Origin of the sequence: Lacrimispora sp. (assembly GCF_036758025.1) — a bacterium.
In the GTDB taxonomy this organism is placed as follows: domain Bacteria; phylum Bacillota; class Clostridia; order Lachnospirales; family Lachnospiraceae; genus Lacrimispora.
Genome location: NZ_DAIOXM010000010.1, coordinates 1 through 24894, shown reverse-complemented (window position 1 = coordinate 24894; position 24894 = coordinate 1). Strand labels below are relative to the sequence as shown.

Annotated in this window: 29 protein-coding genes; all 29 read right to left on the bottom strand. The window is 46.1% G+C overall.

Annotated elements, in window-relative coordinates; translation table 11 throughout:
* Positions 1–21: 21 nt before the first annotated feature.
* A complete protein-coding gene (locus V7M78_RS10240) occupies positions 22–807 on the bottom strand; it encodes an HAD family hydrolase (protein ID WP_333649106.1) in 786 nt (261 codons plus the stop codon).
* Positions 804–1397, bottom strand: a complete 594-nt coding sequence (locus V7M78_RS10235) for a Maf family protein (RefSeq protein ID WP_333649104.1) — start codon at positions 1395–1397, stop codon at positions 804–806. The genes V7M78_RS10240 and V7M78_RS10235 overlap by 4 nt, the downstream gene beginning before the upstream one ends.
* Before the next feature lie 67 nt (positions 1398–1464).
* Positions 1465–2025, bottom strand: coding sequence for a putative ABC transporter permease (locus V7M78_RS10230; protein WP_333649102.1), 561 nt, complete (start codon positions 2023–2025; stop codon positions 1465–1467).
* A gap of 91 nt (positions 2026–2116) precedes the next feature.
* The gene (locus V7M78_RS10225) at positions 2117–2575 is read right to left on the bottom strand and encodes a divergent PAP2 family protein (protein ID WP_333649100.1); all 459 of its coding nucleotides are present in this window, start codon (positions 2573–2575) and stop codon (positions 2117–2119) included.
* A gap of 14 nt (positions 2576–2589) precedes the next feature.
* Entirely contained in the window at positions 2590–3117 is a 528-nt protein-coding gene (locus V7M78_RS10220) for an HD family phosphohydrolase (RefSeq protein ID WP_333649098.1), read from the bottom strand.
* A 78-nt stretch (positions 3118–3195) separates the two neighbouring features.
* Positions 3196–4641 carry a glycogen synthase GlgA gene (glgA, locus tag V7M78_RS10215; protein ID WP_333649096.1) on the bottom strand — a complete coding sequence of 482 codons (1446 nt, stop codon included), beginning with the start codon at positions 4639–4641 and terminating at the stop codon, positions 3196–3198.
* 96 nt (positions 4642–4737) lie between these two features.
* Complete coding sequence (spo0A, locus tag V7M78_RS10210; protein WP_333649094.1) at positions 4738–5544, bottom strand: sporulation transcription factor Spo0A; 807 nt, start codon at positions 5542–5544, stop codon at positions 4738–4740.
* Positions 5545–6067: 523 nt separating this feature from the next.
* Positions 6068–7342, bottom strand: a complete 1275-nt coding sequence (gene spoIVB / locus V7M78_RS10205) for a SpoIVB peptidase (protein WP_333649092.1) — start codon at positions 7340–7342, stop codon at positions 6068–6070.
* Between the two features lie 143 nt (positions 7343–7485).
* A complete protein-coding gene (locus V7M78_RS10200) occupies positions 7486–8202 on the bottom strand; it encodes a DUF554 domain-containing protein (RefSeq protein ID WP_333649090.1) in 717 nt (238 codons plus the stop codon).
* A complete protein-coding gene (recN, locus tag V7M78_RS10195) occupies positions 8199–9881 on the bottom strand; it encodes a DNA repair protein RecN (RefSeq protein WP_333649088.1) in 1683 nt (560 codons plus the stop codon). Before recN ends, V7M78_RS10200 begins: the two co-directional genes overlap by 4 nt.
* Positions 9882–9893: 12 nt before the next feature.
* Entirely contained in the window at positions 9894–10343 is a 450-nt protein-coding gene (gene argR, locus V7M78_RS10190; RefSeq protein ID WP_333649086.1) for an arginine repressor, read from the bottom strand.
* Positions 10344–10354: 11 nt separating this feature from the next.
* Complete coding sequence (locus tag V7M78_RS10185) at positions 10355–11206, bottom strand: NAD(+)/NADH kinase (RefSeq protein WP_333649084.1); 852 nt, start codon at positions 11204–11206, stop codon at positions 10355–10357.
* 58 nt (positions 11207–11264) lie between these two features.
* Positions 11265–12074, bottom strand: a complete 810-nt coding sequence (locus tag V7M78_RS10180; RefSeq protein WP_333649082.1) for a TlyA family RNA methyltransferase — start codon at positions 12072–12074, stop codon at positions 11265–11267.
* Positions 12071–13975 (bottom strand): 1-deoxy-D-xylulose-5-phosphate synthase, encoded by a 1905-nt coding sequence (gene dxs / locus V7M78_RS10175; protein ID WP_333649080.1) that lies wholly within the window; start codon positions 13973–13975, stop codon positions 12071–12073. The genes V7M78_RS10180 and dxs overlap by 4 nt, the downstream gene beginning before the upstream one ends.
* Before the next feature lie 15 nt (positions 13976–13990).
* Positions 13991–14878 carry a polyprenyl synthetase family protein gene (locus tag V7M78_RS10170; RefSeq protein WP_333649078.1) on the bottom strand — a complete coding sequence of 296 codons (888 nt, stop codon included), beginning with the start codon at positions 14876–14878 and terminating at the stop codon, positions 13991–13993.
* Positions 14868–15080 (bottom strand): exodeoxyribonuclease VII small subunit, encoded by a 213-nt coding sequence (xseB, locus tag V7M78_RS10165; RefSeq protein ID WP_333649076.1) that lies wholly within the window; start codon positions 15078–15080, stop codon positions 14868–14870. Before xseB ends, V7M78_RS10170 begins: the two co-directional genes overlap by 11 nt.
* A 13-nt stretch (positions 15081–15093) precedes the next feature.
* Complete coding sequence (gene xseA, locus V7M78_RS10160; protein WP_333649074.1) at positions 15094–16389, bottom strand: exodeoxyribonuclease VII large subunit; 1296 nt, start codon at positions 16387–16389, stop codon at positions 15094–15096.
* Between the two features lies 1 nt (position 16390).
* Entirely contained in the window at positions 16391–16834 is a 444-nt protein-coding gene (gene nusB / locus V7M78_RS10155; protein WP_333649072.1) for a transcription antitermination factor NusB, read from the bottom strand.
* A gap of 287 nt (positions 16835–17121) precedes the next feature.
* Positions 17122–18018 carry a D-isomer specific 2-hydroxyacid dehydrogenase family protein gene (locus V7M78_RS10150; protein ID WP_333649070.1) on the bottom strand — a complete coding sequence of 299 codons (897 nt, stop codon included), beginning with the start codon at positions 18016–18018 and terminating at the stop codon, positions 17122–17124.
* Between the two features lie 12 nt (positions 18019–18030).
* Positions 18031–18813: an aspartate dehydrogenase domain-containing protein gene (locus V7M78_RS10145; RefSeq protein WP_333649068.1), complete on the bottom strand. Its 783-nt coding sequence runs from the start codon at positions 18811–18813 to the stop codon at positions 18031–18033.
* A gap of 130 nt (positions 18814–18943) precedes the next feature.
* The gene (locus V7M78_RS10140) at positions 18944–19333 is read right to left on the bottom strand and encodes an Asp23/Gls24 family envelope stress response protein (RefSeq protein ID WP_442914640.1); all 390 of its coding nucleotides are present in this window, start codon (positions 19331–19333) and stop codon (positions 18944–18946) included.
* Between the two features lie 78 nt (positions 19334–19411).
* Complete coding sequence (locus V7M78_RS10135; RefSeq protein ID WP_333649064.1) at positions 19412–20179, bottom strand: SpoIIIAH-like family protein; 768 nt, start codon at positions 20177–20179, stop codon at positions 19412–19414.
* A 14-nt stretch (positions 20180–20193) separates the two neighbouring features.
* Positions 20194–20817 (bottom strand): stage III sporulation protein AG, encoded by a 624-nt coding sequence (locus V7M78_RS10130; protein WP_333649062.1) that lies wholly within the window; start codon positions 20815–20817, stop codon positions 20194–20196.
* Complete coding sequence (locus tag V7M78_RS10125; RefSeq protein ID WP_333649060.1) at positions 20765–21403, bottom strand: stage III sporulation protein AF; 639 nt, start codon at positions 21401–21403, stop codon at positions 20765–20767. Before V7M78_RS10125 ends, V7M78_RS10130 begins: the two co-directional genes overlap by 53 nt.
* Before the next feature lie 5 nt (positions 21404–21408).
* On the bottom strand, positions 21409–22602 hold the full coding sequence (locus tag V7M78_RS10120; protein WP_333649058.1) for a stage III sporulation protein AE: 1194 nt from the start codon (positions 22600–22602) through the stop codon (positions 21409–21411).
* A 14-nt stretch (positions 22603–22616) separates the two neighbouring features.
* A complete protein-coding gene (gene spoIIIAD / locus V7M78_RS10115) occupies positions 22617–23003 on the bottom strand; it encodes a stage III sporulation protein AD (protein ID WP_333649056.1) in 387 nt (128 codons plus the stop codon).
* An 8-nt stretch (positions 23004–23011) separates the two neighbouring features.
* Entirely contained in the window at positions 23012–23206 is a 195-nt protein-coding gene (gene spoIIIAC / locus V7M78_RS10110; protein ID WP_158375393.1) for a stage III sporulation protein AC, read from the bottom strand.
* A 10-nt stretch (positions 23207–23216) separates the two neighbouring features.
* Positions 23217–23747, bottom strand: coding sequence for a stage III sporulation protein AB (locus V7M78_RS10105; protein ID WP_333649051.1), 531 nt, complete (start codon positions 23745–23747; stop codon positions 23217–23219).
* The gene (spoIIIAA, locus tag V7M78_RS10100; protein WP_333649049.1) at positions 23740–24747 is read right to left on the bottom strand and encodes a stage III sporulation protein AA; all 1008 of its coding nucleotides are present in this window, start codon (positions 24745–24747) and stop codon (positions 23740–23742) included. Before spoIIIAA ends, V7M78_RS10105 begins: the two co-directional genes overlap by 8 nt.
* Positions 24748–24894 lie beyond the last annotated feature (147 nt).

The following is a 24894-nucleotide window of genomic DNA, read 5'->3' as shown; positions in this document are numbered from 1 at the left end:
AAATACCTCTCTCCTCACTGCCTACAGCAGCAGTTTCAATATTTTTAAAACTCCATTATTTATATTAGTATCAGTCTGGAACTTGGCTGCAGCCTTTACTTCCTCTCTGGCATTTCCCACTGCAAAGCTGTAATAAGCCTGCTGCAGCATTTCCACGTCATTGAGCTGGTCACCAAACGCCATAGTTTCCTCCGACTTGATGCCCAGGCTGTCCTGAAGCAACTTCACGGCCTGCCCCTTGTTAATTCCCTTTTTCATGCAGTCCAGCCACATATCGCCTGCTGTGGTGATCTTCAGAAGGTCTCCATACTTTTCCTGCAAATCCCTGGTATGAGACTCCACATCATTTTCACGGTATACGGATACCTTGATGAATTCCGAATCCACTGCGGTCAAATCCTCTACCTGCTGAATCCGGAATTTATAGCCGTTTACCATCCAGTCCAGAACATCCTGATTTTTCGTTTCCATATAAATGATATCCGGGCCGCTCAGCATGATCTCCAGCCCCTCTTTCCCGCGCACATCATGGATCAGGTCCATAACAGTCTGGCGGTCAATGGGATTGGTGTAAAGGCTTCTGCCGTGAAGACCCACATAAGCACCGTTATCCGACAAATAAAATATCTTTTCCTTAATAGGATCAAATATAGACTCTATACTGCCCCACTGGCGTCCGCTGGCTGCCGCGAACTGAATGCCTTTTTCCCTCAATTTTAAAATCACATCGTAAAGCTCCGGATTGATGTCATGACATCCGTCCTTTACCAGAGTTCCGTCAATATCCGATGCAATCAGTTTTATCATTCTCTCTCCTCCTCGGCCATTTTCTTAAGCTCCTGATATACCCGTCCTACAGGTAATCCTACTACATTATTGTAATCCCCGTCAATCCCTTTGATAAAAGCCGCGAATTTTCCCTGTATCCCGTAAGCTCCGGCCTTGTCCAAAGGCTCTTTGCTGTCTGCATAGGCTCTGATCTCCTCATAAGACATAGGATATAAATGAACATCAGTCTTTTCCACAAATGTCCTTGTCTTTCGCCCTCTTTCTCCACAATATACCAGGGTTACCCCTGTGTATACCTGATGGGTTTTCCCTTCTAGCAGAGAAATCATGCGAAATGCATCTTCATGACCGGACGGTTTCCCTAAAATTTCTCCGCCTGCCGCAACTACAGTATCCGCACCAATCACCCAGGTTCCCCGCTTCTGGGAACAGGCCACATCTTCTGCCTTCTGGCAGGACAGCTCCATAACAGCTTCTTCCGGCACATCTGTACTTATCTTCTCTTCTATGGTGCTGGGTACAATCTCCGGTGTGATTCCGATCTGAGCCAAAAGCTCTTTTCTCCTTGGAGATGCCGAAGCCAGCACAACTTTCTCTGTCTGATCCATAAAAACCTCCGTTTTCAATAAGCCATAACATTAAATAAGCGGGACCCTTATGGAATCCCGCCTTTCATCAATATACTTTCAGACGTCCGATCATGGACGCATCCTCATCTTCGTCATCGCGAAGACGCATTCTCATGGTGTATATGAAGTCGGCTACATAGAAAGCCAACAGGCTCAAAGCCACCATCCGTTCAAAATCATCAGGTATCCTTCCTGCCACTCCATTGACAAAACCATTGAGGAAGCGGAAGTAAAAAATACCTAAAAATCCCCATGCAATGCTGCTCTCCAGACAGATAATTCCTTTGTAATTCATAAACTTCCGGCTGTAATCCCACCAGAAAGAACCAAAGAGCCTTATCATCATGCGGGCCGTCACAATCTCCATAACGGTTGCCATAGCCATAGCTGCAAAATAGAGCTGGATCGGATTATCCGCAAGGGGCTGTAAAAGGATCATGGCTCCCATGGCTCCGAATCCGTATATGATACAAAATGGGCCATGCCCAAATCCCCGGTTCAGCACCGGCTTTCTATTTTCATAGGTGAGTACAATACACTCAAGAATATATCCCAGAAAGCTGAACAGGAAGAAACAGTTTATGCTGTGATAAATTGACGTATTCATGTTACCTCCGATTTTGATATCCTTTCTTTAACTCGTTAAAGTATAATATAGATATCTTAAGAAATCAAGGGGTACTTTCTTACAATTCTCTTTAATAATACTGAGAAATAAAAAGCGCCAGAAAAATTCCCAAAATTGCTCCGGCAGCTACCTGGAGAGGGGTGTGCCCCACATATTCCTTTAATTTCTCCTGGAGTATTTCTGCATTGAGCTTTAAGGGATTTTCCAGCAAAAGGCTGTTGAGCAGCTTCGCCTGCTTTCCTGTCTCTCTGCGGACTCCCATGGCATCATACATCACTATCATAGACAGAACAAAGCTGACCGCAAATTCAAAAGAACCGACACCATAGCGGTAACTAGCGGCGGTTGTCAAGGCACATACCGTTGAGGAGTGGGAACTGGGCATTCCCCCGGAACCTACCAGCCTCTCCGGATTAAAATTTTTGTTAAGGGCTAAGTCGATGATCGTCTTTAAGACCTGTGCCACCAGCCAGCCGGCAACTGAAGTCACCAGAACTTGATTCTTAAGTATATCTTCCCAAAATGTCATGGTTTCCTCCATATTTATGCAGCGCTCTTCCTCCCAAAACCGTACAGAACCCAACGCTTTATCCTTGCGGCTGTTTCAGCCAGACCGCAGAATTTATCCGAATAAATGATCGCAAACCCTTCCCTGCTTTTAGGCGGAATAGGGGTTAAAGGCCACATGTGGCGCAGGATCATATCTTTTTCTTTTTCCGTTAATTCAAAATGTTTGACCGCATTGTTCAGTGCAACCCTCGGGTGGGTAAACCCGTGAAAATGTTCTCCCGTCTCCCTGGCATGGGTATGCCAGTCGTATAAAAAGAAATCGTGAAGAAGACCGGCTCTGGCAACCTCTTTATGATCCCAGCCCAGCCTTTTGCAGATGCAGTAACTCATATAGGATACTTTGATGCAGTGGGCCTTACACGTAGTATCCCCGTGCTGCATAAAGCGATCCATGGATTGAAATACCGGACTGTCCAGAATATCCCTGACACAGTCCATGTATTCCAAATCCTCATTGTAATATTCCTCTTCCACCCAGGAGGAATCTTCTGCCCATCTCATTACTTCCTCTTTTTCCTCCTGGGTTATATGCATGTGTTCCATTCTTATTTCAATCGCTTCTTTCCTAAAGGGCTCAGCTTAATAGCCGACCAGCCAGTCATAGAGTTCCTGGTATTTCGTAGCCGATGTTTTCCATGAGTAATCCTTTGCCATGGCCCGGTCTATGATCTTATTCCACTCCCGTTTCTTATCATAGTATACCCCTTGGGCATACCGGATAGAACTGAGCATCTCATGAGCATTATAGTTGGAAAAGGAAAAACCTGTTCCTTTATTTTCAAACTCATTATATGGCTCTACCGTATCCTTTAAACCGCCTGTTTCCCGTACAATGGGCACTGTTCCGTAGCGCAGTGACATAAGCTGGCTTAAGCCGCAGGGCTCAAACAGGGAAGGCATAAGAAATGCATCGCAGGACGCATAAATCTTATGAGACATGGCTTCCGAATAATAGATATTTGCAGAAACCTTATCCGGATACTTCCAGGCATAGTGGCGGAACATATTTTCATACCGTTCCTCGCCTGTACCAAGAACCACAAGCTGGATATCGTCCTGACAAAGCTCGTCAATGACGCACTGGATTAAGTCAAGACCCTTCTGGTCTGTCAGTCTGGAAACAATTCCGATCATGAACTTCTTATCATCCTGGTTCAATCCCAGTTCCTTCTGCAAGGCACGTTTATTCTTGATCTTCTCCTTGCGGAAGTTCTTTGCATTGTAGGTCTGTTCAATATAGGTGTCGGTTTCGGGATCAAACTCCTCGTAGTCAATGCCGTTGACAATGCCTCTCAAACTGCCTGCCCGTGCACGCATCAAGCCGTCTAGGCCCTCTCCGTAAAACGGCATCTTGATCTCTTCCGCATAGGTATCGCTGACCGTGGTGATGGCATCTGCATAGACGATGCCGCCCTTTAATAAATTTCCGTCCTTATATGCCTCCAGCTTATCAGGTGTGAAGTAATAATCCGGCAGGCAGGTAAACTTCTGTATTGTTTTAACATCCCATACACCTTGAAACTTTAAGTTGTGAATGGTGATTACTGATTTCATATTCTGGAAAAATTCGCCGTCGTGGAACCGGTCCTTTAAAAGAACTGGGATAAGAGCAGTCTGCCAGTCATGGCAATGAACCACATCCGGCTGGAATCCAATTACAGGAAGAGCAGATAAGGCTGCCCTGGAAAAGAAGCAGAACTTTTCCAAATCCTGGTACCAGTCTCCATAAGGTTTTGCTCCGCTGAAGTATTCCTCATTATCAATAAAATAACAAGTAATGCCCTCATATACATACTGAAGAATTCCCACATATCTGTTTTTTCCCAGGTAGTCCATGTAGAAGTGATCCACATAGGTCATCTGGTTTCTCCATTCTTCTTTTACACATAGATATTTGGGAATCAATACTCTAACATCAAAGTATTCCTTATCAAAGCACTTTGGAAGGGACCCCACCACATCCGCAAGTCCTCCTGTCTTGATAAAGGGTACTGCTTCTGATGCAACGAACAATATTTTCTTCATACATAACCTCCCTTATCCGGTTCACCCTTGGGTGTTGTCTGCTATTGTCTAGTATACTGCATTTTTCGGAAATAAGGAAGTATTAAACCTTAAAATTTAAGAAAGTTTTTTGTAATCCAGTCTGATTTTATCGGCTATCAGTGCAATAAACTCGGAATTGGTCGGTTTTCCTTTTCCGGTGCTTACGGTGTAACCGAACAATTCATTGATGGTGTCCATTTTTCCCCGGCTCCAGGCCACTTCAATGGCGTGGCGGATGGCCCGTTCCACACGGCTGGGCGTTGTCTGGTGCTTCTTTGCAATAGAGGGGTAAAGGATTTTTGTCACAGAAGTGAGCATTTCCTGGTCCTGTACTGAGATCACAATGGCATCACGGAGATACTGGTAGCCTTTTATGTGGGCGGGGATTCCGATTTCATGTAGCATCTGGGTGACATCGTTCTCTAAATTCTGCTCCATGTATTCCACTTTGTTGACATAAGGCTTTACCTTTTTCATTCCCTGAAGGCTGGGAGTTTTTGTCTTTCTCTGGCCTACCCTGCGCACTTTATCGACGATGATGTCCTTGCTGAAAGGCTTCATTATGTAGTAATTTGCCCCCATACGGAATGCATCCTCGGTAATATTCTCACTTCCTGCCGCAGTTACCATGATAAACGACGGGATTTTTGAAATAGTGCCGTTTCCTCTGACACGTTCCATCACTGTGATTCCGTCCATCCTCGGCATGATTACGTCCAATAAGACAACATCCGGATTTGTTTTCAGTATCATGTTATAGGCATCTTCGCCATTATCTGCTTTTCCAACTACGTGGAAATCAGATTCTCCCTCCAGTATATCATTCAGCAGATTTAAGGTCTGCAGGTTATCATCGGCAATCGCAATACTAATTTGTGACATATTGATACTCTCCTCCCTGGTTTTGGTGTTTTTAACACGGTTTTTTAATACAGTTTTTAACAAGTTTCTTTGCAACTTTTTTAACGAGTGTATTGACATTATAGACTTGGCCCGGCTTATGCCGCAATGGAATTCTATCGCATTCTTCGACAAAAGGTGACAATTTTGGGGCGAATTTTGGTGGTTATTTATTTTTTTAAAAGGTGTCGAAAGAGGTATTGTGGCTTGGGAGTGGGACGGCTGGTTTTTTAAGGGGTGTTGAAAATTGATATTACTTGTCAATGGAAAAATTTAGGGGGTTGTAGGATTATAGTAACATATTTTAGAGGGGATGAGAAGAGTTAAAAAGAGTTAAAATTGATTGGCTGGTCCGCCGGGGCAAGCGATGGTGCCCGGCGGGCACCATCGCTTGCCCCGGCGGGCACCATCGCTTGCGGGGCTTTCGCCCCATAGGCCATTCGCAAAAAAGCTGCTCATGCAAGTAAACTTGCATCGCAGCTTTTCTACTCCTGTCCTGCCCGGCTCAATGGGATAGCATGTTTTCAATAAATATCCCATATCCCCTCGTTGAGTCCTGTATAAATACATGGGTCACTGCCCCCACCAGCTTCCCATCCTGTATAATAGGCGACCCACTCATCCCTTGCACAATCCCCCCGGTAAGAGCCAGCAAATCCGGATCAGTTACCTTAATTACCATCCCTTTACTCTTATGGGACGTAGAATAATCCACCCGCTGAATCTCAATCTCATAATCCCGGATACTCCCGGATACGTTGCTTCTTATATGGGCGATTCCTTTTTTTATATCCTGGCGGTATCCGATGGGAATGGCATCTTGAGCCAGCTTTTGTTTAAACCTGTCATTTACCTTTCCGAAAATTCCCTCTTCTGTATTTGCTGTAATCGTTCCCAAAGTGGAACCCGGTCCGTAATAAATGACTCCGCTCATAACTCCCGGTTTTCCAAAGGTTCCTTTTTCAATTCCCAAAATAGCTGTTTCATAAAGAGATCCTTCCGTAATCTGGACCACATCTCCTGTGTCGCTGTCGCTGATTCCATGGCCTAAGGCACCGAACTGGCCGTTCATGTCCACGTAGGTCATGGTTCCGATTCCCTGAGTGTCATCTCTGACCCAGACGCCCAGCTTGTAGGTTCCGTCGTCTGCCTCTACGGGAGTCATTTTTACATCAATATCCTCGCCATTTCGTCTGACCCCAAGAACTGCCTCAGAAGTACCGATCTTTCCCAATTCGCTCATCAGGGTTTCCTTATCTGTCAAAGGAGTACCGTTAATGGTTTCAATGTAATCTCCGGACTGGAGAATTCCAAATGCCGGTGTGGCGGTCATGCCGTCCTTTTGGGTGATATCTCCTGTACCGATTACCAGGATGCCGTCCGATTTTAAATAGATTCCAACAGGAGTGCCGCAGGGAACCGCATATTTAGTATCCACCACATTGACCTGTATATCCTTTAACTGAATCCAGCCAAACAGCTTTAATCCCAGCTTATAACTGCCCTGATTTTCTGAATATACAGAAAAAGGCTGGTTTACCTGTAAATGGATCTGGTCGGAAGGAATATTGGAACCATTGTTTAAAACCACTTCTTCACTGTCGGAATACAGCGTCACATCAAAAGGCATGGAGAAATGAAACTGTTCTTCTTCCTCTGCAACGATATTCAATTTGTCTGGAATCACCCGCTTCATATAGAACCAGGTAAAACCGATACAAAAAATCAGACTGACCCAGAACATCCTTACGATAAGTCTGTGAATCCTCTTTTTTTCCATCTCACATACCTCCTTAGATGAATGAAAGGAGACAATTTTTTTGACTCCTCTCTTAGTATGTGAGAAAATATTTAAATCACACTGTCATATTTTAGTTGTAACTATTTTCTTTCGGTGGCAGCATTATGACAGAATAATTTTTATCAAAGAATAAAAGCAAACATTACAGCGAAAAATATAGCAGGAAGCAAATTCGCTACCTTGATAATTTTTCCCCAGACCAGGTTGACTCCTACGCAAAAAATCAAAACAGAACCGGTTAAAGACAGATTGGACAAAGCCTGAACCGTCATAACGGGCTCAATCAATCCAGCCAAAAGAGTGATCAGTCCCTGGAATATCCCTACAGGAACAGCAGAAAAAATACAACCTTTTCCAAGAGAAACAGTCATAACCAAAATGATAATCATATCCAGAAGTCCTTTGACTGCGAGAACGGAATAATCCCCGGAAATCCCATCTTTAATGGCTCCTACCACTGCCATGGCTCCGATGCAGACCGTAAGGGAGGCTGTCACAAATCCGTCTACAAACTTAGTATCCCCGCTGCTGTTTGTTTTTATTTTAAGCCATTCCCCAAAATGTTCCATAGCCAGCTCAATGTTCAGCCATTCCCCCACCAGAGCACCTATAAAAAATGAGAGAATCAGCATAATAGTCCCGCCGGACACAAGCTCTCCCTGGGAGATGGCCAGCATCTCCTCCATAACGCCCCCGATTCCAAGAATCATGACACTGATCCCCGCTGCGCTCATTAAGGTAGCCTGATACCGCTCCTCCATTTTTCTTCCAAAAAGAAGGCCCCCCAGGCCGCCTGCTGCAATCCCCGCCACATTGATCAACGTTCCAATTCCAATCATCTTTTCGTACTCCCGGCTGTCTTTATCTCTTTTTTTGCCATTTTCTTCATTTCCCTTGCATTGGCTCTCACCGCTTCTGTGATTTCTACACCGCCTAAAAGTCTTGCCAGCTCCTCTACCATCTCTTCCTGCTCAAGACGGCGTATAGAAGTGGTGGTGCGTCCCTCTTCCACTGCCTTTGCTATTTCATAATGGCAGTCAGCCATAGCCGCAATCTGGGGCAGATGGGTAATGCAGATCACCTGATGATTCCCTGCGATATAAACCAGCTTTTCCGACACCTTCTGAGCAGTGCGCCCGCTGATTCCTGTATCAATTTCATCAAAAATCAAAGTGGGGATGTCGTCCGTATCCGCCAGCACCGTCTTAATAGCCAGCATGATCCTGGACAGCTCTCCGCCGGAAGCCACCATTCCCAAGGGCTTTAAAGGCTCTCCCGGATTGGTGGAAATCACAAATTCAGCCTCGTCATATCCATTGGCCGTATAGTGATCAAGCCGTGAAAATTCCATGGAAAATTCCACATCAATAAAATTTAAATCCAAAAGCCCTTCCTTGATCTTTTCCGTCAGTTCTCCGGCCGTTTGCTTTCTCATCTCAGACAATTGGGCGCAAAGAAGCTCCAGACGGTCAGAAACCCTTTCCAGTTCCTCTACCGTCCGGTTTCTGACCGCATCATAGTCCTCCAGCTCTTCCAGACGCCTTTGTTTTTCTTCCAGATTGATAAAAATTTGATCCAGGCTTCCTCCGTACTTTGCCTGCAGGCTGCGGATGACGTCAAGCCGCTCCTCTGTCTGCCTGTATTCCTCCTCATCAAAGGACATATTGTCCATATAGGAGGTGATTTCATGGCTGATATCCCTTAAAATAGAGTCCGCATCAAAAAGCTGGTCCAGTATGGTGCTCAAGCCCTTATCATAGGAAGCCACAGATTCCACTTCTTTTAATGCCCTTCCAATCACGTCTGAATTCACAGCGGAATAAGCCAAAGTAAGGCTTTCCCCAATTTTTTTTGCATGGGAAAAGAAGCGGTATCTGGAGGACAGTTCCTCCTCCTCTCCCTCTCTCAGCCCGGCATTTTCGATTTCTTCGATCTCAAAGCGGATAAAGTCCATTTCCCTCAGCCTGGTCTCTTCATCCAGACGGAAAGAGGCCAGACGGTCCTTTAACCGAAGGTATTCCCCATAAGTTTCTCCGATATTCTTTTTTAGCTCATGGGATTTTTTCTCCTGGTAGCGGTCCAGGATGGCAAGATGCTTGGATTTGTAGAGTAAAGACTGATGTTCATGCTGTCCATGAATATCGATCAGAAGGCCGGTAATATCCCGCAGCTTTCCTGCGGTCACCGTTTCATCATTGATTTTGCTTAAGCTTCTGGAGGGCATGATTTTTTTTGATATAATAACCGTGCCATCCTGGTCGGGCTGGACATCAAGCTCCTGAAGCAGACGGATTTTTTCAGGTTCTCTGACCGTAAAAATCAGCTCCACATAAGCGTATTCCGCCCCTTTTCTTATAATATCCTTGGGCACCTTGCCTCCTAAGGCAATGGTGACCGAGCCGATGATAATGGATTTGCCTGCTCCGGTTTCTCCGGTCAGGACGTTAAAGCCATCTTGAAATTCCACATCGGCCTTTTCAATCAACGCCAGATTCTTTACGTGTAATTCTGAAAGCATGACATCGCTCCTTTATCCTGCAATGAGTTTTTTCAATTTTTCCATCATAAGTATGGTATCATCAGTGGTTCTAATGGCGCACATAATGGTATCGTCCCCTGCAATACAGCCAACCATCTCGCTGAAATGAAGGGCATCAAGAGCAGCCGCCACAGCCATAGCCATGCCGGATACGGTCTTGATGACCAAAATATTCTGGGCCATATCCATAGACATATAGCCATCCTTTAAAATCCTGATATATTTATCGCTGAAAGAGCTCTGGTTTTGAAGCACCACATACCGCTGTTTCCCTGACTCAGACTGGACCTTGGTCAGTTTCAGTTCCCTGATATCCCTGGAAACAGTGGCCTGGGTCACTGCAAAACCAGCCTGATTTAAGTAATCCGCCAGTTCCTCCTGAGTTTCAACCTCGTGTTTTCCGATGAGTTCCACAATTTTGCTGTGTCGTTCCAGTTTCATAGCGCCTCCTTCTATATGCCAGCCATCTTATTGCGCAGGTTATCTAAAAAAGATATGTTTTTCAGTTTCACCAGAATGGTCTTAATATCCGCCTGTCGTATCTCAATACAATCACCGGGATAAAGCTCCATAGCCGTATCTCCGTCAAATACCGCCGCCTGGCACACGCCCTTTTCTCCCATCAGCTCAATCTGTATCCAGTCATCGGCAGAAAGTACAATGCTTCTGGCATTTAAGGCATGGGAACAGATGGGGGTCAAGACCACCATCTTGGAATCCGGGACAATAATAGGCCCGCCTGCGGAAAGGTTGTAAGCCGTAGAACCGGTGGGGGTGGCGGCAATCAGCCCATCAGCCCTGTATTCATTTAAAAATTCCTGGTTGACAAAAACTTTCAGCTGCAGCATTTTTACAAGCCCGCTTCTGGTCATGACGATCTCATTTAAAGCGATGTCCTGGGCAATGACCTTTCCGTCCCGGTAGGCGCAGCCGCTTAACATCATCCGCTCCTCCAGCCTGTAATCATTGGCCAGCAGTGAGGAAAGAGCGTCTTTGATCTCCTCATTACGGGATACCTGTGTCAGATATCCAAGGGTTCCCCGGTTGATTCCAAGCATGGGAATATTCTTCCCTGCCAGATCCCTGGCAGCCTGAATCAGAGTGCCGTCACCTCCCAGAGTAATGATGCACTCCGTCTCATCAGGTACTGTGGAGGCGTCGGTATAATGCTTTCCTGTTCTCCCTCTGTCCCGTTCTCCAATCCGGCAGACAGCTCCCTGTTTTTCCAGATAGCTGCAGATATCCCCGGCAGTTTCTCTGGCTCCCTTTTTATCCGGATTCATGATCACAAAAAAATGCTTCATAGTAAGTTTTTATCTGCCTTTCCTCAGTGTTATCCTGAGTGTGTCTGAAAACTGCTTATCAGACACGCCCTAAATCTGTATGAGCCTCTTTTACGGTCTTTTCCGGATCCAGATCATGGTCCGGGCAGACTTCTTCCTGATGGTTCTTTAAATGGAGCAAATATTCAATATTTCCTTCCGGTCCCTTTATGGGCGAATACTCCAGGTGGAGGGGCAGAAGTCCAATGCTCACTGCATGGGAAATCACATGTTCAATGACCTCCAGATGGACAGAGCTTTCCCTTACCACTCCCTTTTTTCCCACCTTTTCCCGCCCCGCTTCAAACTGGGGCTTAATGAGACAGACAATTTCTCCGTCTTCTGTCAGAAGGTTTTTCACCGGTCCCAGTACCTTTGTCAAGGATATAAAAGAAACGTCAATAGAAGAAAATTCAATTTTGTCTTTAATATCTTCTGATGTCACATAGCGGATATTGGTCTTTTCCATACAGACCACACGGGGATCATTGCGAAGCTTCCAGGCAAGCTGGCCGTGTCCTACATCTACGGCATAAACCTTGACAGCGCCGTTTTGAAGCATGCAGTCCGTAAAGCCTCCGGTTGAAGACCCCACATCCATGCACACCTTTCCTTCCAGAGTCACATCAAAGTGAGTCATGGCCTTTTCAAGCTTTAGCCCTCCCCGGCTCACGTATTTCAGAGTGCTTCCCCTCACCTCAACGGCTGCTGTTTCTTCAAAGGAAGTTCCTGCCTTATCCTCTTTTTCTCCATTCACATAGACGATTCCGGCCATAATAATTGCCTTCGCCTTTTCCCTGGATTCAGCCAGTCCGTTCTTTACTAAAAGCACATCCAATCGTTCTTTCATCCCTTTTGCATTTCCTTCCATTCCGCATTCTGGCGTTCCGTATCCAGGTATTCCTTTTTAAGCCTCCATATGACGGAGTCGCTGTCAATTCCCAGGCCTTTTCTAAGGAGGGATACATTGCCGTGCTCCACATAAGAGTCCGGCAGAGCAATATTCATCACTTTTACGTGGGGGTAGTGTTCATGAATATATCCGGTAACGGCAAGGCCGTATCCGCCCTGAAGCACATTTTCCTCCATGGTCACAATGAGCCAGTGTTTTTTTACCAGCCTGTCCACCAGCTCCTTGTCAAAGGGCTTTACAAAACGGCCGTTAGCCAGGGTGCAGTTCCAGCCCTCTGCCTTTAATTTCTCTCTAACGTGCTCTCCAGTGCTCACCATGCTTCCCACGGCTAACAGTGCTATGTCGCTTTCCTCATAAAGCATTTCCCCCTTGCCGTATTCGATGGGGGAACGGAACTCTTTTAAGCCCTTGTATGCCTCTCCTCTGGGGTAACGCAGGGCAAAGGGGCCTTTATAGGACAGGGCGAACTTAAGGCCATCCATAAGTTCCCACATGTTTTTAGGCGCAAATACGCTCATATTTGGAATTGCCGATAAATAAGACAAGTCGAAAATACCCTGATGGGTTTCCCCGTCGCTGCCCACAAGTCCGGCCCTGTCCACGGCAAAAACCACAGGCAGGTTCTGGATACAGACATCGTGGAGAATCTGGTCATAGCCTCTCTGTAAAAATGAGGAATAAACGGCCACCACCGGCTTTAAGCCTCCGGCTGCCATTCCTGCCGCAGAAGTCACTGCGTGTTCCTCTGCTATGCCCACGTCAAAAAAGCGGCTTGGATATGTGCGGGCAAACCGCTTTAATCCTGTTCCATCGGGCATGGCCGCTGTCACTGCCACAATGGTTTCATCCTCTTTTGCCAGACGGCAGATTGTCTTTGAGAACACATCTGTGTAGCTGGGGTTTTTCTTCTCTCTTTTAAACTCTCCGGTGAGGATATTAAATGGTTCCACTCCGTGAAATTTAGACGGATTTTTCTCCGCAGGAGCATATCCTCTTCCCTTTTGGGTGATCACATGAACCAGGACAGTGTGATCCAGCTTCCTGGCATCTCTTAAAGCTCTGGAAAGAGCCTTGATGTTGTGGCCGTCCACAGGGCCTAAATAGGTGATTCCCATGTTTTCAAACAGCATCCCGGGAATTAAAAGCTGTTTGATTCCGTTTTTGGTACGGCTGATCTTTTCGATGAGCTGGTCTCCTACTGCCGGAATCCGGGACAGTATATTGGTCACATGCTTTTTTAAGTCCAGATAGCCTTCTCCTGTACGGATGCTGTTTAAGTAGGTGGACATGCCCCCTACGTTTTCTGAAATGGACATGTTGTTGTCGTTCAGGATGATGATGAAGTTCTTTTTCATTCTGGCCGCATTGTTAAGGGCCTCGTAGGCCATTCCTCCGGTCAGTGCGCCGTCTCCGATAACAGAGACGACAAAATGATCCTCTCCCAGCACATCCCTTGCCTGAGCAAGGCCCAGACCTGCAGAAACAGAAGTAGAGCTGTGTCCCGTATCAAAAGAGTCGCAGGGACTTTCCTTTCGTTTTGGGAAACCGCTCATACCGCCGTACTGGCGCAAATCATCAAAATCTTCTCTCCGGCCGCTGAGTATCTTATGGGTGTAGGACTGATGGCCCACATCCCAGACTACCTTATCTTTTGGAAGATCAAAGGCCAGATAAATGGCCATGGTCAGCTCTACAACGCCTAAATTGGAAGCCAGATGGCCTCCGGTCACGCTTATTTTCTCTACTAAGAAATCCCGGATTTCCTGGCCTAAGATATCAAGCTCCTGTTTTGTCAGCTTTTTAATATCCTCAGGCCCGTTTATCAATTCCAGTATCATATTTTAATCAGATCCTTACTTTTCACGGTTCACCAGCATACGGATCAGTTCTTCCAGAAATAGATTCTCTCCGGTCAGCTCATGGAGGCAGGAAACTGCCTCTTCTGAAATCCTCTCCACATCCTGCTTTGCCTTATTCATGCCCTCAAGGGTTACATAGGTGGTTTTATGGTTCTTTTCATCGCTGAGCACAGGCTTTCCAAGAACTCCTTCGTTACTGGTCACATCAAGGATGTCATCCTGGATCTGAAAGGCCAGTCCAATGGCGGAAGCCATCTTTTCCACCAGTTTTATTTCTTTTTCATCTGCCCTGCCAAGAATGGCTCCGATCACCATGGAAGCTTCTACAAGAGCTCCGGTTTTCAGACGGTAAATGAAGTCTAATTGTTCTCTGGAGACAGGTTTTCCGGACAGCTCCACATCTGCAGTCTGTCCGCCTATCATGCCGTAGATTCCTGTTTTTTCTGCTAAGATTCCCATGCATCTGGCAATCAGGTCCGGGCGGTCTGTCATGGAAAGAGCTTTGGCCGCGGTTTCCATGGAATACATTAAAAGACCGTCTCCGGCAAGCACTGCCATGTCATAACCATACTTTACCCAGGCAGTGGGAAGTCCACGGCGCAGGGTGTCATTATCCATACAGGGAAGGTCATCGTGAATCAGGGAGGAGGTGTGAATCATCTCAATGGCCGCCATAAACGGTTCGATTTCTTTTCCCTTTCCTCCGAATAACCGGTAAGTTTCTTCCATCAGCATGGGGCGGAGTCTCTTCCCTCCTGCCCGGACGCTGTAATCCATGGCTGACAGAACAGTGGCCTGATGGCCTTCTACTGGGGGGAGGTATTTTTCTACTGCTTGAAAGACTTCCTCTGTTCTGGCATCCAGTATTTCTTTAAAGTTCATGATTTTCACCATTTTCCTCTATGACAATTATCTTTTTTTCTACTTTATCTATTTTTTCATTGCAGGATTTCACCAGCTTCATACCGGCCTCATAATATTGAAAGGCTTCCTCTAAAGAGCTTTCTCCGCCCTCCAGTTTGCGTATGATTTCTTCCAGGTCACTGAATGTTTCCTCAATGGTTCTTTCTTTTTTTACTGCCATGTGCAATTTCTCCTCATTGGCCTGTTTTTTGGGATGATGGGTTTTCGGGGGTGATGCGGGAAACTACGGCATCAATGCTTCCGTCACGGATTCTCAGTTGGATTTCTTCTCCCGGTTTTATTTGTTTTACGGATTCTATGGGGCGGTGGGTTTCATCGGTTGCAAATCCGTATCCTCCGCCAATCCGCTTTAGGGGGGAGTTGGCTTCCAGTCGGCTGATGAAAAGCTCCAGTCGGTGCCTGTCCCGGACAGTTTGTTTTTCTATGAGGGTTTTCAGGCGGAGTTTTATTTCTGCCGCTCTGGTTCTGTCTGAGGCCGTTGTGGATAGGATGAGACTTCGAAGCTTTTCTTCTATATCGGCCAGGCGCTGGCGCTTTTCACGGAGCTGGCGGCCTGGGTTGTAGAATTTTAGTTTTAGGTTGTATTGTTCTGTGCGGAAACGATAGCGCTCTATTTTTCTGTCCATGATCTTTGAAAGGGTGTTTTGGCAGAGGGCTGTCTGTTCCTGGAATTGGTTGTAGTCGAATACTGCCAGCTCTGCGGCTGCAGAGGGCGTGGGGGCCCGCATGTCTGCTACATAGTCGGATATTGTTACGTCTGTTTCGTGGCCTACGGCAGATATGACTGGGGTATTACAATGAAATATGGCTCTTGCTACGGTTTCTTCGTTAAATGCCCACAGGTCTTCGATGGAACCGCCGCCGCGGCCTATGATTAATAGATCAAGACCCATCTGGTCCAGGGTTTCGATGCCTTTTACGATGCTTTCCTTTGCCTGTTCGCCTTGGACTAAGGCTGGGTAGAGGAAAAGCTGGACGTAAGGGTTTCGTCTGGTTGAGATGTTTATGATGTCACGGATCGCAGCTCCGGTGGAGGCTGTGACGATTCCTACGGTTTTTGCGTACTTTGGGATGGGCTTTTTGTATTCTGGGGAGAACATACCCATTTCTTCCAGTTCGTTTCGCAGTTTTTGGAATTTCTCGAATAAGTCTCCAAGGCCTTCCCGTGTGATTTCCTGAGCGTAGAGCTGGTATCTTCCGTCCCGCTCGTAGACTTCTATGCTGCCTTTGGCGGTGATTTGCTGGCCTTCTTCTAATTTGAATGAAAGACCTTTTCGGTGGCTGGCGAACATGACAGCCGCAATGGAAGAGGTTCCGTCTTTTAGGGTGAAATAAATGTGGCCGGAGGTGTGGTATTTGCAGTTGGACACCTCGCCTTTGACGGAAATCCGGTTCAGGGCAAAATCCTGGGCAAACATGTTTTTGATGTAGGCATTGACCTGGGAAACGGAATATACGCCGGCTGCCATGTTACACCAGCTTTGCTAAAACTCCGTTGATGAATGCGGGAGCGTCGTCTCGGCCGTATTTTTTTGCCAGTTCTACGGCTTCGTTGATGGCTACTTTTTCTGGGACGGTTTCGTCGAATAATATCTCATACAAGGCGAGGCGGATGATGGTGAGTTCGGCTTTTCCCATACGCTTTGTTTTCCAGCCTTCGGCTACTTCGTCGATTTTTGCGTCGAGTTCGGGGATCTTTTCGCTGATGGATTGGGTTCTTTCTATTAAATAGGTGATGTTTTCTTCACTCATGGTCACATCGTGGATGATTTCTTCTTTGCCTTCTGGGGTTGTGTCGTCTTGGGCGGGGGCTTCGAAATATTGGGTTAGTTGGGCGGGTTTTTCTTCTGTTGGGTGGAAATCTATGCAGAAAAGCATTTTGAAGCAGTGTTCGCGTAGTTTACTTCTGGTCATTTGGTAATGTCCTCCTGGTTTATCGTAAGGCCGCATTTTTTTTGGCGGCGGGTGGTGCAAGGGATTAAAAGATTAAGTTTGATGGTGCGGATTTTAAGTCCGCAGTGCAAGCCATCGAATCCGTTGGATTCGATGGCTCACGGGCGTTCGCCCTATGAAACAGGACGTAAACAAATTTTCTTATGTGCAAGCACAACGAAAATTTGTTTACGTCCTGTTTCGCACTGCTCATCGCTTTCGTGAATATTATACCTTACCCACCTTCTTTATACAATAGAAAGTGTATTTTATTCACCTAAAAACTTCCTTATATTCTCAATCACCTTCTTACTCAATATCTCAAATGCCTGTTTTGTCCTTCCCGCTGACGCATTCACACAGAACACTCCTGAGTGCTTTACCAATTCTCCTGTAGCATCTCCAATTGCACCTTCTGTATCACAGGCAAACCAGTTATCCCCGCTATCCAGCCACTTCTTCAGCTCTCCCGCCTCAAATGCCGGGCCGATAGAGGTGTTAAATAAAATCTTCCCATTCCCCAGCTTCTTAAACTCTTCTTCATGAAGCAATATTACATTTTTATTCAAACAGGTAAATACTACCTCGTTATATTCCAGCAGCTCATGGAGAGGACGGTATTTCATCCCCTTTTCTTCATATTCCGTTTTCCTGCTTCTGCTGTAATATGAAACATCGGCTCCCATGAACTTTAACGCATCTGCAATCATACCTCCGGAAACGCCCATTCCTACGATTCCCACTTTCAGACCCGTAATTTCCACCGGGATATCTTTCCACATGGGTCTGTCGTAGCCATGGAGGAAGCGGACCAGTTCGCAGATTGCATATTCTACAACTCCTGCGTCGCCGTAGTCCCTGACTCCGTATACTGTGATTCCATGTTCTTCTGCATAGGCGATATCCACATTGGCACTTTCTTTTGAATAAAGACTGCAGCACATTCCTACATATTTTATATTGGGGCATGTCTCCAGTACATGGCTGCTGATTTTGGAGGTGTAGCTGAGAAGCACTCCGTCGGCATCTCCGATTCTTCTTATGATCTCTTCGTCATCGGCAGGGATGTCTTCATATAACACCACTTCCCTGGCGTAATGAAACAGCTCTTTTTCTGCTTCTTTTACCAGACTAACGGGTTCAATTGCAACTAATTTATTAAACATTTCATAACCTCCTTAAAATACGATGGGAGAAACAATATTCTGTAATACTGCCACAACGCTCCAGCCTGCGATTTCGCTGGTGCTGGAGTATATATCTACAACAGCTTTGATTCCTTCCATTTCCGCAGTGATCCTGTGGTCATCGCCGATCATTCCGGGAACGCTGTTGACCGTAACCTTTGTATTCTCCGGGCCGTTGGTTGCCAAAGAGGCAGCTACCGCCACATTGACCTTGGTAGGAAGCAGTTCAATGGCGCCTTTGGCGTTTCCGTCAAACACTGTGGTGGTTTCCTTATCAGTCATCAGGCGCTCTTCAAAAAGAGGTGTGTATTTCAAAGCCTGAGGCCCTTTCCAGGTATCGAATCTGGTTGATGCGCCCATTAAGGTGACGGTGCGGAGCACGTCAAAGCCGCCTATGGCTCCGGAAGCCAGATATACCCTGGTTCCATGGGTTGCTGCTGTTTCTTTTACTTTTTCATAAAATGCTCCATCAGCAAATGCACCGATGGACAGCACAATTAAATTGGAGCCATTTGACAGGATCTTTTCTGCCATGGTTTTCACTGCTTCCACAGATGCGGCCTCCGCAATATAATCCGGCTTTAATTCCAGCAGTTCTTCAATGCTTTCACAGGCTCTGCAGCCATCTCCGGCTTCCAATGCATCTGTTTTCTCCCGGCTTCTTCCTACAATTCCCACCAGTTCATATTCCGGCAGCAAGCCTTCCTTCCATGCCCTGACAACAATTTCTCCCAAATATCCGTTTCCTATCATTCCCAGTTTCAGCTTACTCATGACAGCCTCCTTCTTCTTTAAACATTTAACCTTCATTATAAGTCCTGTCCCATTTTATTACAAGAGCAATCCCATAAGAAAAGCGGAGAGCGACTTTTAAGGTCTGCTCTCCGCTGCGGGATTTTCATATCTACTTGCTGCTTTCTTCCAGGGCAACTCCGGCAATCTTGATGTTTACATCCAGAACCGTTAAGCCTGTCATGTTCTCAATGGCATTCTGAACCTTTTCCTGTACCTTTTCACTGACAGTAGGTATGCTGTAACCGTATTTGATGTTTAAGGATAAATCCACAGAAACATGCTCTTCTGTCAATTCCACTTTCACACCTTTGGATAAATTCTTCATACCCAGCTTTGCAACCAGCTCATTGGTAATATTGCCTGCCATGGAATCTACGCCTTCCACTTCGGTTGCAGCCAGACCTGCGATAATAGCTACCACATCGTCTGCAATCTGCACTTCACCGATTTTATCTTTTTCATATACCTTGTGAGTATTTCTGCTTTCCACTTCTGCCACAGCGATTCCCTCCTGCACTAATATTGTGTATACCATGGAATCATTATAGCAAAATCAGCCGTTGTTTGCAAAGGATTTTTACTCTTCCAGCTTCATCAGGGTAATGACGATATTTTCTGCCCCTACTTCGGCTTTTCTCTTTACGATGTCCTCAATCTGGGCTCTTTGAGGATCAGTAATGCTGGTAGCATTGATGACTACATCCACTTTTCCGCCTGAAATGCTGACCACTGGATCTGCAAAGCCTTTGGCGAGAAGAAGAGTTTCTGCTGCATTCTCTTTTTCAGAAACAGCCGTCATGTCAATCATTTCCTGTATGGCCTGCTGCTTGGCAGCCTCCTCCAGGTTAGGATTGTTGATGATGTTCATTAAGGCTTCCTTATTTCTGGCTCTTACCTGTTCCCGGCTCAACTGGACGCTGGATATGTAATCCGATACATTCATTCCACTGGTAAGAACTGCCTCTCCCGGATTGTCAAGTCCTGCCTGAGGTGTATTGCCTCCTGCTTCTCCTTCCTGAGCTTCGGAAGATTCTGCTGCTGCAAGCTGGTCAATATCCTCTGCATCCTGGTCAAGACTTGCAATATCCTGGCTCACATCGCTTCCAGTAATTGCCTGGTTCTCCGCCAAAATATCTTCTTCAGAAATGTCCGTCATTCCTGCTTCATAAACATCTGTTGCGGAAGCCAGTTCCTGCTTTCCGGCATAATTTAAATATCCGGCAGCAGCTATCATAACGGCCAGCGTAGTGATGATAATCTGGTTTCTTCGGAACAGTTTCTTCATATCCATCTTCTTTGGGATTTTTGGGACTTTAGGTTCCTTGCTTGTTTTCCAACTTCTCATACCAACACTCCTTTTTATTCCACCCTCTTTAATACTTTTATTTTATGTGGGGGCAGGTTAAATAATGCTTCCATGGCACTGGAAATTTCAGCTTTTACCGTAGGACTGCCTCCGCCCTGGGCACTGATGATGATTCCTTCTATTTCCGGTCGTATCTCCTTCTCCACAATGGGAGCTGTATTTTCTCCTGATCCGGTCAAAATAGTGCTTTCCTGTTGTTCTGAACTGGTGATCTTTCTGGTCCCCCCCGAGCTGTCTTTTTCTTCTGTAGAAGAATCCGAACTATTTCTATCAACCCGAAGCACCTTTTCCTCTGAGGATTTCAGTACGATCATCACTTCTGCCTGACCCACCCCTTCCACAGTTTTTAAGATCTTTTTCACCCTGTCTTCCAACTGCTCCTCATAAGTCCGGCCTGCTGCCGCTGCCACAGCCATTTCCCCCTCTTCCAGTTCCCCTGCAAGTCCATGGGCCATGGTTGGATTGTGGTTTTCTGCTGCCGTCTCCTGCTTTCCGATCATAACCGGGCCTGCAGGAAATGTAAGGATCAGGATTATCATTCCAACCGCCAGCAGGATCAGCCACTTATCCTTTCCCATCTTCCACTTGAATTTCAATATCCTGTTCCTCCAAATCATAATATTCCCCAATCCTCCTTCTAAGACCAGAAAGCTGTAAATTTTCTTCCTGTCTTCTCTCTTCGCTCCTCTTTGTTTCCTTTTCCGTAATCTTTACTTCTTCCACATTTTCTATCTTCTCCACAGGAACCACTCCCCCTGTCTCCCCCTGTTCCTCCTTCACAGTCAGGACCATAGAGACCCTTAAAACGTGGCAAAATGTACTGCTTTCCTGATCCCTGTCTATTTCTGCCTTGATTTCCTTCCAACCAAAGCCTGCCGTCTCCGCCATGACGGCCAAATCCGTTTCCACCGCTTCCTCATAGCCTGAAATCAGGCTTTTCAGCCTTTTATCCTCCATCTTGGAAATCTCCCCCTTCAGCTCCCCTGCTTCCTTCTTAATGCTGATGGATTCAAAATAATAGGCCATGGTATTTTCAAGCCTTAAGCCTCCTGTAACAGGCTTTAATACCAGAAGAATGAGAACCATACCGGCAAAGAACCTGATATACTTTTCATATTTTTTATTTGGAAGAAGGTTGGAAGCTACAGTTATAAAAATCAGGTAATAAGCGATATTCCGTATCCATTCATATAAATTTTCCATTTCACTCACCCGGTATAATAAGTCACATTAGTAGAAGCACATACCAGCGCTATGGTAATGATAAACAGGAGGATTCCGGAGGTTGCCACTGAAAGCAGCATTTTGTGTCCTTTTGCCATATCAGAAATACAGGAAACAATCCTCTTATCACATACCGGCTGCAAAAGAGCTGCAACACACTGGTACAAAACCATAAGCACCGCCAGCTTCAGCAGGGGAATGAGGGAAATGACTAAAAGTACGATGATTCCAGCTGCACCAATGGTGTTTTTTATCACGACCCCAGACCCCAGCACCATCTGGGCTACGGAACTGACTCCTTGTCCGATTCCTGGAATAGCCCCGATCAGCTTCTGGACCGCCCCTGTTTTCATGGAATCCACATAAGGCAGCACCATGGACTGAATGATGTGAAACCCCAGCACAACTCCCACCAGGGTCTTAAGCCCCCAGGAAATCACCTGCTCCAAAAGTCCGTTCAGCTTTGACAGCATGTCTTCCCTGGCAATGTGACCTGCCATCACAAGAAGGGCATAGCACCGGATAAGGGGCAAAAACACCTGACCGAAAAGCCATTGGGCAGCGGACACGGCAAATAAGGTAAACTCATAAGAAGCCACTGCCGAAGCGCTGCTTCCTGCAAATGCCGCCGCCAGAAAATAAGCCGGCATCAATGCCCTCATAAAATCCAGAATCTGCCCCGACACCTCCCCTGCAATGGTGACACTGGTAAAAAAGCTGGCAGCCAGCAGGGTAAATAAAAGCAGGTAGGTGACAAAAAAGCCTGTCTCTGAAATCTGGCTCCCTGTAAATATGTTGGAAAAGTTGGAAAACACCGCCCCAATGATTCCAAGGACTAAAATCTGCCCCATCATCCGCCCGCTGCTTCTCACCTCTCCTATGAGCAGATCCTTAATGGCCTCTCCAGCCTGTCCCATAACCTCATTTAGTTTTCCTTCCATCAAAGCCGTCATAAGCTGCTTAAAAGAGAGGTTGGTCACCTTCTCCCCCTTCATGCTGTCCAGAAACTGCTGAATATCTGTCAAATCATACTGATCCATTGCCATATCAACATCCTGGCTTTCGCCCCCTTGGCTTCCAACCGCCTCCTGCCCCCAGGACACCTCTGCTCCAAAACAATCCCGGCTAAAAAAAAGCATGGGCAGAAGGAACACGAGAAAAAGAAGGGTATTCTTCATGGTACCGCCTCCTGTCACGCTGAAAATTTCTGCAGAGTTTCAATAAGCGCCAGCAAAATGGGCATACTGACCGCCAAAACAGACAGTTTTCCAAATATTTCGATCTGGGTGCCCACAGCTCCGTATCCTGCGTCCTTGCATATTCCTGAGGCAAATTCCGCAATATAAGTAATTCCCACCATCTTTAACAAGGTGGATAAATAAACGCTGTTAATCTTTATGTAGGACTGAATCTCCTTCATGGTATCCAAAATAGCGGTCAGCTTTCCCATACCGTAAAAAAAGATAAAAAATCCTGCCGCTATGATCAGATACGTCCCGTATTCCCCTTTTACTCCTTTTAGAGAAACCGCCAGAAGCACCGCCGCGATCCCTACTGCCGCTATGGTTATTACCGTCATACTATCACCTACAACGCAAACAGATTTTTAATGGATTCAAACAACTGGTAAATGTAAGGCACCATCCAGAACAGCACCAGGATCAGCCCCGCAAGGCTTGTTAAAAATGCCTGTTCTTCCCGCCCACTGTGTTTTAATACCTGGCAGATGACGGAAACCAGGATTCCAACTGCTGCAATTTTAAATATCAAATTGACCCCCATGCCATCCTCCTTAATACATGACTATGGTTAGGAACAAACCGCCCATGATACCCAGACTGGTATAAAGGCGGCTTTTTTCCTGCTTATGTTCTCTCAAATAATCAATGGTCAGATCAAGCTGCTCCAAATACAAAAGAATATTCCGTTCCTGCATGTCCATATCCAGATACCCCAGATGTTCCCCCAGGCCCTTCAAATTCTGTTTGTCCTCTTTTGACAGGCAGACTTCCTTTGGCATCCGGTCAATCTCTTCCTGCCAGACCTCATAAAATAGCTCTCCCTGCTGCTTAAAAAGCCGTTCCGCCACCCGTTCAAACAAAGCTCCCATTTCCCCTCCCGCCCGTTTTCCTGTCCGCTCAAATGCCTCAGCCAGAGGAGAATTTCCGTAAACAATCTCAGCCTTTAAAAGAAATATCATTTTGCGCAGCTTTTCCACTGTCTTCAAATGCTCGTTCCACTGCCCTGCCATAAAAAATCCAAGCCCTGAACAGGAAATAATGACAAAAACAGCCCCTAAAATTCTCAGCCACCTGTTATCCATAAGCAATATACTCCTGCCTGTCCCACTGAACGCCCATTTGGTGAACCTTGGCTTTATAAAGCTGGGTTCCCCTGGAATCATAGATTTCGTCAATATTTCCAATCTTCCCAAGGTTATTTAAAATAATATAGCGTTCAAAAATCCTCTCTTCCACCAGCTTTCGCAAAACCGGCTTCTGCTTCAAATCATCGATGGAGCTTCCATGAACCGTTGCAATCAGCTTGCATCCGCAGTTCATTACATACTCCATTGCCTCCAAATCCTCACGGCTTCCTATTTCATCTACAGCAATGACCCTGGGAGACATGGTCCGTATGAGCATCATCATCCCCTTTGCCTTGGGACAGCAGTCTAAAATATCGGTGCGTATGCCCAGCTCGTTCTGGGGAATTCCCTGGTAACAAGCTCCGATTTCAGACCTTTCATCCACCACTCCCACAGTCTGTCCCATATGCTCCTCCGTTCCATTGGAAACCTGGCGGATCATATCCCTCAAAAGTGTGGTCTTCCCGCACCTGGGCGGAGAAATGATCAAGGTGTGGCAGACTTCATTTCCATTCTCATAAAGATAAGGAAGAACCGAAGTGGCACACCCCTTCACCTGATGAGACAGCCTCACATTAATAAATGATATGTACTTCATAGTTTTAATCCCCGATTCGTCTAAAATAGTCTTTCCTGCAATTCCGATCCTGTGCCCCCCCTGCAATGTGAGAAACCCCTGCTTCATCTCCTCTTCAAAGGCATACAGGGAATAGCTGCTCATGTATTCCATCATCTCCTTCAGTTCATTCTTAGAGACTGTATACGCATCCTTTACTTCCCTGCTCAAGGTTCCCTTTGGCGTCATGTAAAACTCCTCATTGCGGTATATCATCAAAAGAGGGGCTGCTACCCGGAGCCTGATCTCCTGAACTTCGTCAAAGTCTACAGTCACCTGGTTAAGTATCTCTCTTATGTTCCTGGAAAATATTTTAATAAGCTCGTCTTTTTTCTCCACCTTCATCCCTCCTCTTAACTCAATATATGTGAGGGGGGACAAATTATGACTGAAAAACAAGGCATCAAAAAAACGGGCCGTCAGAAGAAAACTGAACTGCTTCCCGTCAAGTAGACAATGAAAAAAATAAAAAGTTTTCTGCCAGTG